The sequence below is a fragment of the Acinetobacter sp. CAU_H_56 genome (genome assembly GCF_058599425.1).
The window spans coordinates 1611736-1629777 of the sequence record NZ_CM178654.1 but is presented as its reverse complement, the minus strand read 5'-3'; the positions used below and the strand labels follow the sequence as shown (position 1 = coordinate 1629777).

The following is an 18042-nucleotide window of genomic DNA, read 5'->3' as shown; positions in this document are numbered from 1 at the left end:
ATGATTCCAGGAGAAATTTTTACACCTGAGAGCGATATTGAAATGAATGTCGGTCGGGAAGTTTTGAAGGTAACTGTTGCTAATATTGGTGATCGACCGATTCAGGTCGGATCACATTTCCACTTTGCTGAAGCCAATGATGCCTTGCAGTTTGATCGTGAGCTGGCCAAAGGCTTTCGCTTAAATATTGCTGCTGGTACGGCGATTCGTTTTGAGCCAGGACAAAAACGCGATGTGGAATTGGTTGCATTAGCAGGTAAACGTGAGGTTTACGGTTTCGGCGGGCGAATCATGGGTAAGCTCGATTCATAAAAATTGCAGCAGAATTATAAAGGTTTATAAATCATGAAAATGTCACGTCGTGCTTATGCCGAAATGTTTGGACCAACAGTCGGGGATCGTGTTCGTCTAGCTGATACTGAATTATTCATTGAAGTCGAACAGGATTTCACCACTTATGGTGAAGAAGTTAAATTTGGTGGCGGCAAGGTCATTCGTGATGGTATGGGACAATCACAACTTTTGTCATCTGAAGTGGCTGACACTGTCATTACAAATGCGCTGATTGTCGACTGGTGGGGCATTGTTAAAGCAGATGTAGGCTTAAAAAATGGTCGAATCTGGAAAATCGGTAAAGCCGGCAATCCGGATATTCAGCCTAATATTACCATTCCATTGGGTGCTGCAACTGAAGTCATTGCTGGTGAAGGACAAATATTAACAGCTGGCGGAATTGATACCCATATTCACTGGATCTGCCCGCAGCAAGTTGAAACGGCACTGATGTCTGGCACAACCACGATGGTCGGCGGCGGTACAGGTCCGGCAGCTGGAACTTCTGCGACAACCGTGACTCCAGGGCCTTGGCATATTGCCACAATGCTACAAGCAATTGATGATTTACCGATGAATATTGGTTTATTAGGTAAAGGCAACTTAAGCCAGCCAGAGCCAATTGCAGAACAAATTAAAGCTGGTGTAGTCGGATTAAAACTGCATGAAGATTGGGGCTCGACACCAGCAGCGATTGATAACTGTCTAACTGTGGCCGACCAGTATGATGTGCAGGTCGCGATTCACACTGACACACTAAACGAAAGTGGCTTTCTAGAAGAAACTTTAGTAGCTTTTAAAAACCGTACCATTCATACTTACCATACTGAAGGTGCAGGTGGCGGACATGCGCCGGACATTTTAAAAGCCATTGGTCAACCGAACGTATTACCATCTTCAACAAATCCAACCCGTCCATATACCGTCAATACCATTGATGAACATCTGGACATGTTAATGGTCTGTCACCATTTAGATCCAGCGATTGCAGAAGATGTGGCATTTGCAGAAAGTCGTATCCGCCGTGAAACCATTGCTGCAGAAGATATATTGCAGGATATGGGCGCAATTGCCATGATGTCATCAGACTCTCAGGCGATGGGACGTGTCGGTGAAGTAATTTTACGGACTTGGCAAACGGCGCATAAAATGAAAGTGCAACGTGGGCCTTTGGAAGGTGACACTGCCTATAAAGACAATAACCGGGTCAAACGTTATATCGCCAAATATACGATTAATCCTGCAATTACTCATGGTTTGAGCCACGAAATTGGTTCGGTGGAAGAAGGTAAATTGGCCGATCTAGTGCTGTGGAAGCCTGCATTCTTTGGAGTCAAACCATCCATGATTATTAAGGGCGGCATGATTGCAGCAGCGCCGATGGGTGATATTAATGCTTCTATTCCAACGCCACAGCCTGTGCATTATCGTCCAATGTTTGGGGCTTATCCGCGTGGTGTGCATAACACCTGTATTACGTTCCTGTCACAAGTTGCAATTGATGATGGCGTACATGAAAAATTAGGTCTGAAAAAGTTGATTTCACCATGTAAGGCGACACGCCAGGTAACTAAACAGGACATGAAACATAATAGTTACTGTCCTGTCATAGAAGTGCATCCAGAAACTTATGAGGTTCGTGCCGATGGTATGCATCTGACCTGTGAGCCAGCAGAAGTGTTGCCGATGGCTCAACGTTATTTCTTGTTTTAATTACCTCTCCCTGACCCTCTCCTTAAAGGAGAGGGAATTTCCACTATTTAAATAAACTCTTGGAAAGTTTCTTCTCCCTTTGGGAGAAGGTTAGGATGAGGGGTATTTTCTTATTTTTTGATCTTGATGAGTATATTTAAAAAATATATAGAGTACTAATTCAATAGATTAGATAGAGTTTGCTAATTTGCTCAATATGTCAGAATACCCATTCATTTATCAAGATGAAAATTATATATATTTATATAAACATCAGCCCATCACTGATAGTCGACTAAAGCTTCTTACAGAAGGGACTATAAGTTTTATAAATCCTAAAAATTTTAATGACCCTTTGGACTGTGTAGGAAATATTGATGAGAGTCATCATTATTCAGCAGAAGAAATAAAGAAAATATTTAAAGATAGGGGGGCAAAGATAAGTCGAAAAAAGGCAGAAAAAAAGGCTAAGAAATATAAGGATTCTGAAAAAAGAAAGATACATGATCTAAGCTATTTCAAAGAAATGAATGATCGCATGGGAATCTGCTGCTTAAACCACAACCCACTTAATATTCTTATGTGGTCTCATTATGCAGATTTTCATAAAGGCTTTTTAACAGAATTTAAATTTCTAAAAGAGATTTACTAAAATCGAATTCAGTTTATGCGAAGTTTTTTCCTATTTCTGTAAATTATTCAAATAAAATGCCATTAGTTACATTAAAAGATCGTTTAAAATCAGAAGAAAAAATATTAGAGATCTATACAACGAAATCTGAAGAATGGAGCTATGAAAAAGAGTTCAGAATTTTAAGACCTTATACAAATGAACCGATCCAAAAAATTCCTTATACAGATTTAATTTGTACTGTAATTGGTGGAATTAAAATTTCATCCAAAGATGAGGAAAAACTTAAAAAGATATGTAGTAAAAATAAAATTCCCTATTTTAGAGTAGAAAGAATATTCAATAATTATGGTCTAACAGTTCCTAATCATCCTAGATTAGATCGAACTATTAATGAAACTTCATGAAAATTTAATGATCCTTTTTGGCGCATAAATTGCTTGTCACGCTTATTCAATTTTACTGTTTGATATAACACATCAGGGATTAAACGTGACCAGCACATATCTACGCGGACAAGAACTCATAGATCAAATTCGAAACCAGCCTTATTCACGTGATTTGATTGGCTATCATGGCGATGTACCAAAAGTAGAATGGCCTAATCAGGCCCGTGTCGCAGTTCAATTTGTACTGAATTATGAGGAAGGTGGTGAAAACCACGTAGAACACGGTGATGCCGGTTCAGAACAGTTTCTATCTGACATTATTGGCGCAGCCAGCTTTCCAGACAAACACATGTCGATGGATTCTATGTATGAATATGGCTCACGTGCAGGTTTCTGGCGTATTCATAACGAGTTTAAAAAGCGTAATCTGCCGATGACCATATTCGGGGTTGGGATGGCTTTAATTCGTAATCCTTATATAGTCGAAGCGATTAAAGAAGCCAATTATGATGTAGTTTCACATGGTCAGCGCTGGGTGCATTATCAGGACATGCCAATTGAACTTGAACGCCAGTATATGGATCAGGCGATTAGCGTACTGGAAACCCTCTTCGGCAAATCACCGATTGGCTGGTATACCGGTCGGGATAGTCCAAATACCCGTCAATTACTGGCTGAATTTCCTCAGATTCAATATGACTGCGACAACTATGGCGATGACTTGCCATTTTGGAGCACATTGACCAATCAGGCAGGGGAAACACGCCCTCATTTGATCATCCCCTATACTTTAGAAAGCAATGATATGAAATTTAGTTCACCGGGCGGCTTTAATAGCGGGGAACAATTCTATCAATATTTAAAAGATGCCTTCGATGTGCTCTATGCTGAAGGTGAAACTGAACCAAAAATGCTATCGATCGGGATGCATTGTCGTATTTTAGGGCGGCCGGGACGCTTTAAAGCCCTACAAAAGTTCCTCGATTATGTGCAAGGTCATGAAAAAGTCTGGATTTGCCGCCGAGGTGATATTGCAGCGCATTGGTATAAATATCACGCACCAAAATGAGAAAAATATATTAAAAAAGAGAACCTTGAGTTCTCTTTTTTGCTTTATACATCATATAAAAATAGAAGATCAAGACGATTTGGCACTGTTATTGCAAAACCTGTACTGAACAAAAAATGAATATCATCAGGCGATTTAATAGTGCAACTCGTTGAATTTAATCAGGCATCTCTAGAAGAGGCCATTACCTTTTTAAAGCACTGTGTGCAAATACCGAGCTGGTCGACCCAGATTGAAGCAAAGCGTCCTTATATATCTGTTGAAGATGTATTGAATATAGCCAGACAACAGGCTGCAACCTGGACCTGGTACGAAATCAAAGCAGCTTTGGATAATCATCCACGTATTGGTGAAAAAAAGGCACAGGCTGAATTAAGCGAAGTTGAAAAAAACTTTTCCAATCGTGAACAGGCTGCGATAACTCAGGACGAAGCAACTCAGCAAGCTTTGCTAGAAGGCAATATCGCTTATGAAAAAAAATACGGTTATATCTTCCTGATTAAAGCGGCTGGTCTAAATAGCCAAGAAGTGCTGAATGCCTTGAAAGATCGTTTAGCTAATGATCCGGAAACTGAAAAAGGTATTGTTCATACGCAACTGGCGGAAATCGCTTTATTAAGACTGTCACAGGAGCTGCAAGCATGATCAGCACTCATATCTTAGATACGCATCTCGGCAAACCTGCAGCACATGTTTTAATCAAACTCTTTGATGAAGAAGGTGAATTACTCGGAAAAGCATTTACCAATGCAGATGGTCGAGTCACAGATTTTGGTTTAACCGAATTTGAGGAAGGTAAATACAGTCTTGAATTTGCTACTTCTGATTATTTTGAAGGCTTAGGTCTAGAAACTTTCTTTCCTAAAGCAGTCATTCATTTTCAGGTGAAAGATGCCTCTCAGCACTTTCATATTCCTTTACTGATCAGCCCATTCGCGTACTCCACATATCGCGGAAGCTGATTTTTTTATTCAAGCTTTCAGGGAGAGAAAAAGAATGACAGAACAAAGCACAAACATTTCACCAGAACATGAATATCTGGGTGCAGGCAAAAGTGCAGCCTATGGCTTGCAACATGTATTGACCATGTACGGCGGTATTATTGCACCACCTCTGATTGTGGGTACTGCTGCAGGTTTGGAAGCTACACAAATCGGGTTATTGATTGCGGCTGCATTGTTTGTTGGCGGTCTGGCTACAATTTTACAAACCATTGGAGTGAAATATATCGGGGCTAAATTGCCACTGGTACAAGGGGTTTCCTTTGCGGGTGTGGCGACGATGGTGGCGATTGTAACTACAGGTGGCGGCTTATCAGCTGTTTATGGTGCAGTCATCATAGCTTCATTAATTGGTTTCTTCCTTGCGCCTTATTTTTCTAGAATTATCCGTTTTTTCCCGCCAGTCGTGACCGGCTGTGTGATCACGATTATCGGTTTATCACTTTTACCCGTAGCCGTTCGCTGGATGATGGGGGGTAATAAAAATGCACCTGAATGGGGAAGTGTTGAAAATATCAGCCTGGCCGTGATGACCTTGGCTATTGTGATCTGTCTAAACTTGAGCAGAAATGCCTCGATTCGTCGCTTATCTATTTTATTGGCGATCGTAATGGGTTCAGTGCTGGCTTATCTGTTTGGTTTTGGCGATTTTAGTAAAGTCGGCCATGGTGCATGGGTACAATTTCCGAGTTTCTTTGCTTTTGGCATGCCGACCTTTGAACTCAGTGCAATCATTTCCATGCTGATTGTGACGTTGGTGATTATGACTGAAACGACGGCTGATATTATTGCTGTAGGTGAGATTGTTGGAACCAAAGTAGATTCAGAACGTATTTCGAATGGTCTGCGTGCAGATATGTTCTCAAGTGCAGTTGCACCGATTTTTGGTTCGTTCATGCAAAGTGCTTTTGCGCAAAACGTCGGACTGGTTGCCATTACCGGGATTAAAAGCCGTTTTGTAGTCGCTGCAGGCGGTATGATTCTAGTAGTTTTGGGATTACTTTCCATTATGGGCCGACTAATCGCCGCAATTCCGGTTCCGGTACTTGGTGGTGCAGGTCTAGTGTTATTTGGTACAGTAGCTGCAAGCGGCATTCGTACGCTAGCAAAAATTGATTATAACGAGCAGAAGAATTTGATCATTGTTGCAACTTCAATTGCAGCCGGCATGATCCCGATTATTGACTATTCTTTCTATGCCAATTTCCCAAAATGGTTCCAAACCCTGTTCCATTCTGGCATCAGTTCAACCTGTTTAATGGCGATCCTTTTAAATATTCTGTTTAATCATCTGCCAATGTTTAAGTCGAAAACAGAGGTTCCGGAAAAGGTCGCAGAAACGCTGCATTAAAGTTTGATTTCCTCCATATGCCCATGCCAGTCATGGGCTTTTTTTATCAAAAATTAAAAAAGTTGGCTTTGTTCTTGCTTAATCCAGAATGAGATTTTTAATTCCATTGGGGAACCTTATTTATGAAATTTACTCAAGTTTCTGCTGCAACATTACTTGCATTGGGTGCAGCATCTGCACAGGCAAAACCAGTCTGGCAGGATTTTAGCGTTACTGGGCTTTATGGGGAAAACTATGAAGTTGTAGATGAAAAACAGGCAACCCTAACTGTTGAATACGCTGCAAAAGTTAAATATGCAGATGTCTTCTTTTTCATTGACCGTATGCGTGGTTCCGATGATATTAAATCAAGCTATTTTGAATTTTCACCACGTTTAAGTCTGGGTGAAGTTTCAGGTCAAAAGCTGGCATTTGGTCCAGTGAAAGATGTTTTGGTGGCAACGACTTGGGAAGGTGGTGAAGGTTTTGATAACTTCCTGTACGGTGTAGGTTTCGATCTGGCAATTCCAAAATTCAATTATGCCAGCGTGAATCTCTATCGTGTAAATAACGAAAATATGGAAGACGACTATCAGCTCACCTTGACCTATGGTGTGCCATTTAAACTAGGTACAGAAGAATTCCTGGTAGATGGCTTCCTGGACTGGTCAACTGCTGAAGATGATCATGCGAGCGAGATGAACTGGACGACTCAGTGGAAATGGAATGTCGGCAAGCACATTTCTCCTGATACCAATTTATATCTTGGTATTGAGCATTCGGTTTGGAATAACAAATACGGTATTCCGGATGCAGATGAAAACAACGTGAGTGCTTTAGTGAAATATCATTTCTAAATACAACAAATAAGAAATTAAAAAGCCCTTATTAATAAGGGCTTTTTAATGGGCTTAATTTTCGATAAAAATCTTTTCAGGAAAAGTATAAACATCACAGTTTGGACCAGTGCCGATACGATCGATCACTACGAAATCACTCGGAGCTTCAAAGGTCAGCAAAGGATGATGCCAGGTGCCGGCACGATAATTTACGCCTTGTGTACCATTACTGATAAAAGCCTGAATTTGACTGAGATCAGGTTTTTCATGATCCAGATTAGGTGCAACCACAATTAAAAATTTCTGGCCTTGCATCGGGATGAACGCTTGTGAACCAACAGGATGACGTTCCAGCATTTCGATTTCAAAGGGAATGGCAGTGGTCTGAATATTTCTAAAAATACTTAGACCAACTTTTGCATCTGTTTCAGCAACAGCCAGAGCATGATAACGCTCAGTCTGCTGATCATTAATATGGAAAAAATCATTGCCTTCACAGGCAATGACCTCGCCATAAGGCAAGAAACTTTCAGCAGTTAAGGGCTGTATTTTTATGCTTTGCATGCTCATAGATGTAATTACTCAGACAACTTTTCCCCATAGACGAATCCGGCTAATGCCGCCATCCGGAATCATATTCACCCGAATATGAGAAATTTTTTCCTGTTTTAAGATTTCCTTAACAAAGCTATGAATATGATCCATCTGCATATCTTGTGCTTCAAGCAGGAATGGCCAGAACATACTTTGCGGAATTAACTGCTGATCAGTCGCATCTTCAATATAAATCGCTTGGATAGAGACTTGAGCAGGGAAGTTGCCTTTAAAATGTGCGGTATCAATCTCAATTTTTTCAATCTGGCCACTCTGACCCAAGGCCAGAATACACCAGTCAAAACCGGGTGCACGACGGCGTTTAGTTTCCCAGCCATCACCCATATTGATGCCACGGCCTGGATTAATCAGATTACGTGGATGACCAAAGTGTGCATCACTATAGGCAATGACACGACCGCCATTTTCCAGAGCGACCAGATCAATCACCTGATTGCTGTCCTGAACCTGAATTTTTACTTCACCATAGACTTTAAAGCGCGCCACACCCCCGTCAGGGAAAATATTTAGACGTACATGCGTAAAGACTTCGTCTGAAGCAATATTGAAAATATGATGCTGGCTCGGACCTAATATACTGTTTGGTAAAATTGAGTGCCAGGTTGCAGTGCTTAAGTCACCATTTGGTGCATAGCAGGCTTCAACTGCAGCAGAAGCTGGGTAGTTACCGGTAAAGAACGTGGTATCAATATCTAGTGCTTTGATGGTTCCAGCCACACCTAGTTTAACAATGGCCCAGTCATAGCCGGCATGGCGCTTGCGGCGAGTTTCCCAGCCGTCCATCCATTTACCATGATCATCAAATTTATCTTCAACAAAAATTGGTGCATCAAATTGCAACATTCGTTTTGCTTCAGCAAAAAAATCATCTGAATATTCAAGAATTTCTGCACCAATCCGGCTATCAGCCAAGTTGGTAAGCTGCTGGATATGGGCAGGGATCTCGAAAATGGGTGCAAATAATCTTGCCATAACTATGTTCCATTCAAATTATGTTTAACGTGAATCTAATTTTTTATAAAAGTCTGTAATTCTGCTGAAAGACCTTATAAAAACAGGTTTTTAATGAATAGATGAATGCACGGCTTGTGCCAACTTTTGAGAAAAATCAGTGCATTATTTTCGAAATGGCACGCTTTTAGCTACACAGGGAGGAAGAAACACAATTTTGAGAGGAGCAAATAGATGGAGATTACAATTATTGGTGCAGGGATGGGGGGATTGACCACAGGAATTGCACTAAAAAAGTTTGGGCATAAAGTCACCATCTATGAACAGGCAGAAAAGATTTTACCGGTGGGCGCAGCAATTTCACTTTGGTCAAATGGGGTAAAATGTTTGAATTATCTGAGCTTAACTGAACAGGTCGCCAATCTTGGCGGCCAGATGGATCAGCTGGCCTATATTGATGGCTTGACGGGCGATACCATGACGCAGTTCAGTTTATTGCCGTTAATTGAAGAAGTGGGACAACGTCCATATCCGGTGGCACGTGCAGATTTACAAAACATGCTGATGGACGATTTTGGCCATGAAGATATTCAGCTTGGCAAGAAAATGATCGAGCTGCAAGAACAGGAAGATGGTGTCCTGGTTAAATTTGCGGATGGTACAGAAATCAAAACGGATCTACTGATTGGCGCAGATGGAACTCATTCCATTACCCGTGCCTATGTACTGGGTGAACAGGTTTCTCGTCGCTATGCCGGTTATGTCAACTGGAATGGTCTGGTAGAAATTTCAGAAAAGCTTACTCCGGCAGATCAATGGACCACATTTGTCGGACAAGGTAAGCGCGTTTCGCTGATGCCTGTAGCAGACGGAAAATTCTATTTCTTCTTTGATGTGCCGTTGCCAGCCGGTTTAGAGAATAATCGGGCAGAATATAAAACCTTGTTGAAACAGTACTTTGAAGGTTGGTGTGCGCCGGTTCAGCATCTGATTGATGCGCTGGATGAACAGAAAACCAATCGGGTTGAAATTCATGATATTGAACCGTTTGCCCAGTTCTATAAAGGTCGTGTCGTAATTGTTGGTGATGCCGCACATAGCACCACACCGGATATTGGTCAGGGTGGTTGTCAGGCCATGGAAGATGCGATCTATCTGGCTCGGTCTTTACAGATTAATACCCTTGGGCTGGAAGATGCCTTGAAACGCTATCAGAACAAACGCAATGAGCGTGCCAATGAGCTGGTATTGCGTGCACGTAAACGCTGTGATGTCACGCATATGAAAGATGAAGCCGTGACCAAAGAATGGTATGAAGAACTGCGTAAAGAGCAGGGACCACATATCATGAAAGGCATTATCAGTAATATTATTGGCAATCCTTTAGATTAATTCTGCCTTTACACTCTTGGCAAAAAGCCCTTCAATGATGAAGGGTTTTTTTATATTTAAATATGAGGGATTCGCTAATAGATTTTTTAGGCCGCAAGTAAAGCTTTCGCTGCCTGCCGATGTGCAGCCTGAACCGCTTCAAGATCCAGATTCAGGATTTCCCGGTTTTTAACGACCCATTGTCCATTCACCATGACATGTTCGGCACGGTCTGCACCGCACAGCAACAGGCCGGCAATCGGGTCATGAATCCCTGAAAAACGCACATCATCCAGACTATAAAAAGCTAAATCTGCCTGAAAATCTGCTGCGATTTGTCCTAGATGCTTTTCACGTCCCAGTAACTGTGCCGAGCCTTGTGTGGCCCAGGTTAAAGCACATTCAGGGGTAATCACTTCTGCACCATATTTTAAACGCTGTAAATACATCGCCTGCCGAGCTTCCAGAATCAGATTGGACGCATCACCCGAAGCAGAGCCATCCACACCCAGACCAATGACTGCACCCGCTTCCAGTAAATCCATGGTTGGACAAATCCCTGAAGCCAGACGCATATTGGAATGCGGACAATGACAGATACCGACCTGAGCCTGTCCTAAGCGTTGGATCTCATCGGCATTAAAATGAATGCCATGCGCCAGCCAAGTTCTAGAATTGAGCCAGCCTACACTTTCCAGATAATCGACGGTACGCATGCCAAATTTGGACAGGCAAAATTGTTCTTCATCCAGTGTTTCGGCCAGATGGGTATGCAGACGTACATCCAGTTTTTCTGCCAGTGCCGCACTTTCTCGCATAATCTCTTGGGTGACTGAAAATGGTGAACATGGTGCAAGCGCAATATTGACCATCGCATCAGCACTACGCTGGTGAAATTTCTGCACCAACCGTTCTGAGTCCAGCAGAATGGTGTCCATATCCTGTACGGTATGCTGCGGTGGCAAGCCACCAGAATCTTCACCCAGACTCATGGAACCTCGGGTCAGCATGACCCGAATCCCTAATTGTTCTGATGCTTCAACCTGAACATCAATGGCATCGGACAGCTGCTGTGGAAACAGATAATGGTGATCCGCCGCAAAGGTACAACCGGAAAGCAGTAATTCAGACAATGCAATTTGAGTGGCTAGATAATGCTGTTCAGTATTCAATTTGGCCCAGACCGGATATAAGGTTTTTAGCCATGGAAATAGCGGAGCATTGACCACGGGAGCCCAAGCACGGGTCAAGGTCTGATAAAAATGATGATGGCTATTAATCAGTCCCGGTGTAATCACCAAATTCTGGGCATCAAAGAACTGGTCATAAGGCGATGCTGGGGTTTGTCCCAAAGCCACCAGTTCAATAATTTTGCCATCGCGAATGACCAAACCACCACGGGCATCCAGATCATTTGCGGTAAATACAGCAAGAGGATTTTTAATCCATAAGGTTGTCATATCTTTTTTCCCATAAGTTTTATTTGTGCTGCACATGAATCAGGCAGCACATGAGGCATTGAGCTGTTGTAATTTGATTTTCAAATCTTCCATCTGGTCGATCAGATGGTTCATCATGATTTGTGAGATACGGGAAATTTGCCGTTTCGGTGCCACACAAAGGGCAAGGGTCAGTGGATGCATACCTTTTTCAATGATCGGTTTAAACACCAGTTCATCGCGTTCTAAATAAGGCAAGGCGTCGATATAGGAAAGTACCCCAATTCCTAAGTTGCGCTCTGCCAGAGAAGTAATCATGCGAATGTCATTACATTCCAGCTTTTGCTGTGGCATAAATTGGTGATGTTTATACAGGCTATAAACATAGTCATGAATGATTAAAGGGGCGCAGGGAATGAGATGCTTGAAGTTTAAAGTGTCGGAAAAATAGATTTTTTCTGCCTGAGCCAAAGGATGAGATTTGGCCATCACAAATCCAACCGGGATTTCCACAAAAGACATGACTTCGAGCTGATTATGACTTTTAGGATTGAGCAGAATGCCAAAATCAACTTCAGCATCCATAATCATTTTAGAGACAGTATCACTTTCCTGAATCTGGATATTGAAATTGATCCAGGGATAGTTTTCATACATGTATTGCAGGGAATCTAAAACGAAACCGTCACTGAGTGCCGCAATGAGCCCGAGTTCAATGCTGCCGCGCGATAAACCCTGAATTTCATCAAAACGTACACAGGTCTGTTGGAATTCTTTTTGCCATTTGAGTAGGTCGGCATAGAGCAATTCACCCGCTAATGTCAGCTTCAGGCCACTCGGCAACCGTTCAAAAAGCACGATGCCAAATTCTTCTTCTGCCAGAGCGATCTGACGATGAATCGCGGAGACGGAAATATAAAGCTGATCAGCTGCTTTTCTGAGGCTGCCTGTTTTGGCTACGGCAATAAAATATTCTGAAAATCTTGAAAAAGTAATATTCATAAAATCACATCAACCCACCTGCACATCGTTTTAATCACATAATTTTCAGCTGGAAACTAAGTGATTCTGGTTCTATGCAAGTGGACAAGCGATTTCTGTGCCAATTTTCAAAGAAATGGAACGGTAAAAGTTTTGTGTTCTATTTTTTGGAACATGGGCTACGAAACATTCTAATAGACAGCAGAACAGGCATTTGGCTAATTTTATTAAAGAACAACTAGGCAGCTTAATGAGATAAAAATTTAAGCCGTTGTCATGCGATAAATATTTGTGAGTGAACTATGAATGCGATCCCGGTGCTTAATTTATTCAGTCAACCGCACTGTAGCGGCTTTGACCCATCAGACTGGAATATCCTGGCTCAGCATTGGTATCCAGTTGCCCGTATTCAGGATGTGAGTACTACGCCACAGCAGGTACAACTTCTGGATGTGAAGATGGCCCTATATCAAACTGAGAGTGGCAGCATTCATCTGGTTCGTGATATCTGTCCGCATCGTGGTGTACCATTAACCAAAGGCTGGGTAAAGGGTGAAGAAATTATTTGTCCTTATCATGGCTTGCATTACAACACGCAAGGAAAATGCACCAAAATACCGGCTCAACCAGAACTAACCAACATTTCGGATCGTTTTACCTTAACCAAGTTTCCAGTGGTCTTGAAATATGGTCTGGTCTGGACCAGCCTGTTTAGCCGGGATGAATCAGAAGCTAATTTCCCTGATCTGGATACCTGGGACAGTGAAGAGCACCAATCCATCTTACCGCCATTTGTTGATATCGGTGGTTCAAGTGGCCGGCAGCTGGAAGGCTTTATTGATGTGGCGCATTTTGCCTGGGTGCATCATGAATCGTTTGCTTCACGTGATAATCCGATCGTGCAAAAGTATTCCACTGTGCGCACTCCTTATGGCTTGCATACAGAATATGTCAGCGATGTCAGCAACTATCCACATGGCTTGCAGCATCTGGCACCCGAAGGATTTTTGTGGAAACGTGTGTTTGATGTTTATCCACCATTTTCAGCGATTTTAACAGTGCATTTTCCGGAAAATGGCATCCTGAAAATTCTAAATGCCTGCTGTCCAGTATCTCACAATAAAACCCGTTTATTTGTGCCATTGACCCGTAATTTTGATACGACTGGTGATCTGCAAGCGGTTTACGATTTTAACGCACAGATTTTTGCTGAAGATCAGGATATGGTCGAAAGCCAAAAACCAGAAGAATTACCTTTGGATATTACGATGGAAGCACATTTTGAAGCTGACCGTTCTTCGACAACTTATCGCCGAATTCTGGCGGAATGGGGCTTAAGCAAGCGCTATATTGTTTAAATTAAATTTCCTCCTTTACGCACCCTGGTCTGTTGGGGTGCTTTTTTTATTCCATATATGTCGAAAATCCTCTTTTTAGAGGAGCTATGACCATTGAATTACTAATTTTAGAGTAATTTATGCCACAGCCTAGTCATGAGCAAATGCTATCTTTTTTAAGATTATCCAATGGGGTTGCCAAACGAGCAATGTCTTTAGGCCATCATCCTTTTGGTGCAGTCCTGGTCGCGCCTGATCATGAAACGGTTTTACTAACCCAATGTAATATTGATACGGTCAACCATGCAGAAAGTACCTTAGCCCGGATCGCAGCAAGCAATTTTACGCCGGATTATTTAGCTGAATGCACCTTATATACGGCAGTTGAACCTTGCTGCATGTGTTCTGGAACGATTTATTGGGCCAATATCGGACGGGTGGTCTATGCCATGACCGAAGAAAAATTATTGCAATGTACTGGAAACCACAATGAGAATCCGACCATGAGTGTTTCTGCTGAATATATTTTTTCTCATGGTCAGAAGAACATTGAGCTGATCGGGCCAATTACGGAACTTGAACAGGAAACGGTTCAATTGCAAAAAGACTTCTGGTCATCTCGATGAACATTTGAAATTATTCTTTTTATAATCCTGCTTCATTTTTATTTATAAGATCATAAAAACAGATTTTCCGGATTGTAAGCTCAATTTAAAATGCTGCAATCCAGTTTCTGTATTTTCTTCAACTTACTTTGCTAAATTTAATTTTCTATTTTTAAAAATCCATTTTTATCTATTCAGTATATTGCTAACTATACGCCATTTATTAGCGCACACGATTTAGAGCTAACGCACTTATCTAGCGCAGATCAAAAGAAAATCACAAGAATTTTTAAATATTCAATCTTGTTAATTTTCCACTCTTCAGCTGAGTCTGGTTTTCTAGCAGCTTTGCTCATTGACTTAGATTGAAATCTATATTTCTCGGCTTATATTCTTAACTGTTCAACTTTTTTATACTCAATACTTGGTAGTAAATAATTGTAATTTATAAAAATAAATAAAAGAACAGATCATTCTAAAAATTATAAGTGTCTTGCAATCCACCTGTTCTATTTTTTGAACCGAATTGGAATAGAAGTTGCTAATTAATAGAAATATAGCAATCAGTAAAATTTTTGATGTCGATTCAGATCTTTTAAAGCCGCTATTTATAAAACTCAAATGGCATTCACGGAGGCAATTTATGCTGAATATGTCCAAACATAAAAAGATAATGAAAAAATTTTCACTGCCTGTAATTGCGGCTGCAATTATGGGTTTGGGGATCAGCAGTCAGAGCTTTGCAGTCGATAAAGCTGCATTTGTCTATATTGGACCAACCAGTGACCATGGCTGGACATATTCACATGATCAGGGGCGTATTAAAGCTGAAAAAGCTTTGGGCGGAAAATTTAAGACGACTTATATCGAAAATGTACCTGAAACGGCCGATGCTGAACGTGTGATTCGTAATCTGGCACAGCAGGGCAATAAAGTAATTTTTGCGACCTCTTTTGGTTATATGAACCAGATGGAAAAAGTCGCGAAGCAGTTCCCAAATACTGTATTCATGCACGCGACCGGTTATAAGCAGGGGAAAAACCTAGGCATCTATGATGTACGTACCTATGAAGGGGCTTACATGCTGGGTGTAGTGGCAGGGCAAACCACCAAAACTAATACCTTGGGTGTCGTAGCCTCATTCCCGATCCCGGAAGTGGTTCGTAATATTAATGCCTATACCTTGGGTGCACAAAGCGTCAATCCTAAAGTCAAAACCAAAGTCATCTGGGTGAACTCATGGTTTAACCCGGGTAAAGAACGTGATGCGGCTTTGGCGCTGATTTCTCAAAAAGCTGATGTGCTGATGCAAAACACAGATTCGCCAGCAGTTGTGCAAGCCGCGCAGCAAAAAGGGGTGTATGCCTTCGGCTGGGATTCAGACATGAGCAAATTTGGTCCTAAAGCACATCTGGCTGCTTCAGTATTGCACTGGGAAAAAATTTATACCCCAGCCATGCAGCAAGTGGCTAATAAAACCTGGAAACCTGCCGCTCTCTGGTATGGCGTAAAACAGGATGCAGTGAAAATTGAAAACTTCGGGCCTGCTGTTCCTGCCAAGGTGAAACAGTCCGCTTTAAATGCACAAAGTGCGATTCATAAAGGCACATTACATCCATTCCAGGGTCCAATCTATAAACAGGATGGAACTTTGGTGATTACCAAAGGCAGCAAAATGACAGATGAAGCGCTTGGAAAAATGAACTTCTATGTGAAAGGGGTTGAAGGTTCATTACCTAAATAATTCTTTCACTATGTGTATGACTTAAAAATAAAAGAAAGTAAATCCTGAAAAATCATCCCCCAGTCCATGAATCACTTTATGGACTGGGCCAAAATGAGTGGAGACTGAGTTATGAGCGATCTGCCTCACATGTCAAATGACATCGAAACGTCATCGCTCAATGAGCAGCAAATTCCACGACTGGAGCTGATTAATATCAGCAAAAGCTATAACTCATTGAAAGCAAATGACAGTATTAATCTAAAAGTCCAACCTGGGCAAATTTATGCCATCCTGGGTGAAAACGGTGCTGGTAAAAGTACCTTGATGAAAATCATCTACGGCGCGACCAAAGCGGATAGCGGTCATATCGTCTGGAATGGCAAAGAAGTACAGATAGAAAGTCCGTCGATGGCCAGAAAACTGGGCATCGGCATGGTGTACCAGCATTTTTCCCTATTTGAAACCATGACCGTGGCTGAAAATATTTTATTAGGTCTGGATGAGAAAATAGATTTAAAAAGCTTAGCGGCTAAAATTACCGAAGTATCAGAACAATATGGCTTGCCGGTAGATCCACGGCGTGAAGTTTTTTCTTTATCGGTTGGTGAGCGACAACGGGTCGAAATTATCCGCTGTCTACTCCAAAATCCGTCCTTACTCATTTTAGATGAACCGACTTCAGTCTTAACTCCACAAGCGGTACGTCAGTTATTTAAAACTTTGCGACTGGTGGCTTCGCAAGGTGTCTCAATTCTTTATATCAGCCATAAATTGCATGAAATCAAAGAACTCTGTGATGAAGCGACGATTCTGCGTAATGGTAGAGTCACCGGCTATGTACTGCCTTCTGAAAACAGTACCAGTGAACTGGCCAAATTAATGATTGGCCGGGAATTGCCGACTTATGCGCATGCTGCATATACAGGCGAACATCACACGCTGTTTCAGGTGAAAAACCTGAATTACGAAACTGATGATCCTTTTGGCGTGTCCTTATCCAATATTCAACTTAACCTGAATTCGGGTGAAATTCTAGGCATTGCCGGTATTTCGGGTAATGGTCAATCTGAATTACTGGCTCTGCTTTCCGGTGAGCAAACGGCGAAAAGAGGTCAGGTTTTTCTACTAGATCATGACATTTCTGAACTCAGTGCAGGCCAGCGGCGTGATCTAGGCTTGGGTTTTGTCCCGGAAGAGCGTTTAGGTCGCGGTGCTGTGCCGAATATGACGCTGGCACAAAACACCCTGTTAACTGCCTTTCGTCAGGGTTTAAACAAATGGGGCTTTATCCAGTTTGAGAAAACTGTCGCTTTTGCCCAGCAATGTATCGAAAAATTCGGGGTAAAAGCTGCAGGACCACAAGCTGAAGCCCGCAGCCTTTCGGGTGGGAATCTGCAAAAATTTATTGTAGGGCGTGAAATCCTGCAACAGCCCAAAGTGCTGATTATTTCCCAGCCAACCTGGGGCGTTGATGTCGGCGCATCGATGTTTATCCGTCAAACCCTGATTGATCTTTCTCGTCAAGGTGTTGCGATTTTAGTGATTTCAGAAGAGCTGGAAGAACTGTTTGAAATTAGCGACCAGATTTGTGTTCTGGCTGGTGGAAAGCTGTCAGCACCTGTTCCGGCTAAAAATACCAATGCAGAACAGATTGGCCTGCTCATGTCAGGTATTCAGGCAGATCCAGCAATATTAGCTGAGTCCGAGCCTGTCCATGAAGTACATGCGTAGAG

General features: G+C 42.0%; 18 protein-coding genes. 14 read left to right on the top strand and 4 right to left on the bottom strand.

The genetic code is table 11. The features are described from left to right. From AC4MCC_RS07875 to AC4MCC_RS07835, 9 genes are all read left to right on the top strand, one after another. Nucleotides 1-312: an urease subunit beta gene (locus tag AC4MCC_RS07875; protein WP_312158199.1), complete on the top strand. Its 312-nt coding sequence runs from the start codon at nt 1-3 to the stop codon at nt 310-312. A gap of 33 nt (nt 313-345) precedes the next feature. Then, a complete protein-coding gene (gene ureC / locus AC4MCC_RS07870) occupies nt 346-2046 on the top strand; it encodes an urease subunit alpha (RefSeq protein WP_419365212.1) in 1701 nt (566 codons plus the stop codon). Nucleotides 2047-2242: 196 nt separating this feature from the next. Continuing rightward, entirely contained in the window at nt 2243-2677 is a 435-nt protein-coding gene (locus AC4MCC_RS07865; protein WP_491885092.1) for a hypothetical protein, read from the top strand. A gap of 56 nt (nt 2678-2733) precedes the next feature. Next, entirely contained in the window at nt 2734-3063 is a 330-nt protein-coding gene (locus tag AC4MCC_RS07860; RefSeq protein WP_491885091.1) for a hypothetical protein, read from the top strand. 85 nt (nt 3064-3148) lie between these two features. Next, nucleotides 3149-4114, top strand: coding sequence for an allantoinase PuuE (gene puuE / locus AC4MCC_RS07855; RefSeq protein ID WP_491875854.1), 966 nt, complete (start codon nt 3149-3151; stop codon nt 4112-4114). A 141-nt stretch (nt 4115-4255) separates the two neighbouring features. Then, nucleotides 4256-4759, top strand: coding sequence for a 2-oxo-4-hydroxy-4-carboxy-5-ureidoimidazoline decarboxylase (uraD, locus tag AC4MCC_RS07850; RefSeq protein ID WP_491885090.1), 504 nt, complete (start codon nt 4256-4258; stop codon nt 4757-4759). Continuing rightward, nucleotides 4756-5076 (top strand): hydroxyisourate hydrolase, encoded by a 321-nt coding sequence (gene uraH, locus AC4MCC_RS07845; protein ID WP_005235589.1) that lies wholly within the window; start codon nt 4756-4758, stop codon nt 5074-5076. The genes uraD and uraH overlap by 4 nt, the downstream gene beginning before the upstream one ends. Nucleotides 5077-5110: 34 nt before the next feature. Beyond that, the gene (locus AC4MCC_RS07840) at nt 5111-6466 is read left to right on the top strand and encodes a nucleobase:cation symporter-2 family protein (protein WP_491885089.1); all 1356 of its coding nucleotides are present in this window, start codon (nt 5111-5113) and stop codon (nt 6464-6466) included. A gap of 122 nt (nt 6467-6588) precedes the next feature. Further along, nucleotides 6589-7302 carry an outer membrane protein OmpK gene (locus AC4MCC_RS07835; protein ID WP_491875852.1) on the top strand — a complete coding sequence of 238 codons (714 nt, stop codon included), beginning with the start codon at nt 6589-6591 and terminating at the stop codon, nt 7300-7302. A 54-nt stretch (nt 7303-7356) separates the two neighbouring features. Here the strand turns inward: AC4MCC_RS07835 and AC4MCC_RS07830 are convergent, their stop codons facing one another. Next, a complete protein-coding gene (locus tag AC4MCC_RS07830; RefSeq protein WP_419365201.1) occupies nt 7357-7854 on the bottom strand; it encodes an ureidoglycolate lyase in 498 nt (165 codons plus the stop codon). A 12-nt stretch (nt 7855-7866) separates the two neighbouring features. After that, nucleotides 7867-8871: an allantoicase gene (gene alc, locus AC4MCC_RS07825; RefSeq protein ID WP_491885088.1), complete on the bottom strand. Its 1005-nt coding sequence runs from the start codon at nt 8869-8871 to the stop codon at nt 7867-7869. A gap of 213 nt (nt 8872-9084) precedes the next feature. On the opposite strand from alc, the gene hpxO reads away from it, so the two are divergent. Next, the gene (gene hpxO / locus AC4MCC_RS07820; RefSeq protein WP_491885087.1) at nt 9085-10242 is read left to right on the top strand and encodes an FAD-dependent urate hydroxylase HpxO; all 1158 of its coding nucleotides are present in this window, start codon (nt 9085-9087) and stop codon (nt 10240-10242) included. 86 nt (nt 10243-10328) lie between these two features. On the opposite strand, the gene AC4MCC_RS07815 is transcribed toward hpxO, so the two are convergent. Then, the gene (locus AC4MCC_RS07815; RefSeq protein ID WP_491875849.1) at nt 10329-11681 is read right to left on the bottom strand and encodes an 8-oxoguanine deaminase; all 1353 of its coding nucleotides are present in this window, start codon (nt 11679-11681) and stop codon (nt 10329-10331) included. 39 nt (nt 11682-11720) lie between these two features. Further along, nucleotides 11721-12662, bottom strand: a complete 942-nt coding sequence (locus AC4MCC_RS07810; RefSeq protein ID WP_005235603.1) for a LysR family transcriptional regulator — start codon at nt 12660-12662, stop codon at nt 11721-11723. Nucleotides 12663-12943: 281 nt separating this feature from the next. Here AC4MCC_RS07810 and AC4MCC_RS07805 point away from each other — a divergent pair, with 281 nt between their 5' ends. The 4 genes from AC4MCC_RS07805 to AC4MCC_RS07790 all read left to right on the top strand — a co-directional run bounded on the left by AC4MCC_RS07805 (nt 12944) and on the right by AC4MCC_RS07790 (nt 18040). After that, on the top strand, nt 12944-13999 hold the full coding sequence (locus tag AC4MCC_RS07805) for a Rieske 2Fe-2S domain-containing protein (protein ID WP_419365191.1): 1056 nt from the start codon (nt 12944-12946) through the stop codon (nt 13997-13999). 119 nt (nt 14000-14118) lie between these two features. Continuing rightward, entirely contained in the window at nt 14119-14604 is a 486-nt protein-coding gene (locus AC4MCC_RS07800) for a nucleoside deaminase (RefSeq protein WP_491885086.1), read from the top strand. A gap of 691 nt (nt 14605-15295) precedes the next feature. Next, a complete protein-coding gene (locus tag AC4MCC_RS07795; protein ID WP_228761304.1) occupies nt 15296-16327 on the top strand; it encodes a BMP family ABC transporter substrate-binding protein in 1032 nt (343 codons plus the stop codon). Nucleotides 16328-16438: 111 nt separating this feature from the next. Then, complete coding sequence (locus tag AC4MCC_RS07790) at nt 16439-18040, top strand: ABC transporter ATP-binding protein (protein ID WP_491885085.1); 1602 nt, start codon at nt 16439-16441, stop codon at nt 18038-18040. Nucleotides 18041-18042: the final 2 nt, after the last annotated feature.

Coding starts and splice junctions, on each gene's coding strand:
- AC4MCC_RS07805 (WP_419365191.1), top strand. CDS start 12,944: ATGAATGCGATCCCGGTGCTTAATTTATTCAGTCAACCGCACTGTAGC.
- AC4MCC_RS07790 (WP_491885085.1), top strand. CDS start 16,439: ATGAGCGATCTGCCTCACATGTCAAATGACATCGAAACGTCATCGCTC.
- AC4MCC_RS07835 (WP_491875852.1), top strand. CDS start 6,589: ATGAAATTTACTCAAGTTTCTGCTGCAACATTACTTGCATTGGGTGCA.
- uraH (WP_005235589.1), top strand. CDS start 4,756: ATGATCAGCACTCATATCTTAGATACGCATCTCGGCAAACCTGCAGCA.
- AC4MCC_RS07860 (WP_491885091.1), top strand. CDS start 2,734: ATGCCATTAGTTACATTAAAAGATCGTTTAAAATCAGAAGAAAAAATA.
- AC4MCC_RS07840 (WP_491885089.1), top strand. CDS start 5,111: ATGACAGAACAAAGCACAAACATTTCACCAGAACATGAATATCTGGGT.
- hpxO (WP_491885087.1), top strand. CDS start 9,085: ATGGAGATTACAATTATTGGTGCAGGGATGGGGGGATTGACCACAGGA.
- AC4MCC_RS07800 (WP_491885086.1), top strand. CDS start 14,119: ATGCCACAGCCTAGTCATGAGCAAATGCTATCTTTTTTAAGATTATCC.
- AC4MCC_RS07795 (WP_228761304.1), top strand. CDS start 15,296: ATGGGTTTGGGGATCAGCAGTCAGAGCTTTGCAGTCGATAAAGCTGCA.
- ureC (WP_419365212.1), top strand. CDS start 346: ATGAAAATGTCACGTCGTGCTTATGCCGAAATGTTTGGACCAACAGTC.
- alc (WP_491885088.1), bottom strand. CDS start 8,871: ATGGCAAGATTATTTGCACCCATTTTCGAGATCCCTGCCCATATCCAG.
- AC4MCC_RS07830 (WP_419365201.1), bottom strand. CDS start 7,854: ATGAGCATGCAAAGCATAAAAATACAGCCCTTAACTGCTGAAAGTTTC.
- AC4MCC_RS07875 (WP_312158199.1), top strand. CDS start 1: ATGATTCCAGGAGAAATTTTTACACCTGAGAGCGATATTGAAATGAAT.
- AC4MCC_RS07815 (WP_491875849.1), bottom strand. CDS start 11,681: ATGACAACCTTATGGATTAAAAATCCTCTTGCTGTATTTACCGCAAAT.
- AC4MCC_RS07865 (WP_491885092.1), top strand. CDS start 2,243: ATGTCAGAATACCCATTCATTTATCAAGATGAAAATTATATATATTTA.
- AC4MCC_RS07810 (WP_005235603.1), bottom strand. CDS start 12,662: ATGAATATTACTTTTTCAAGATTTTCAGAATATTTTATTGCCGTAGCC.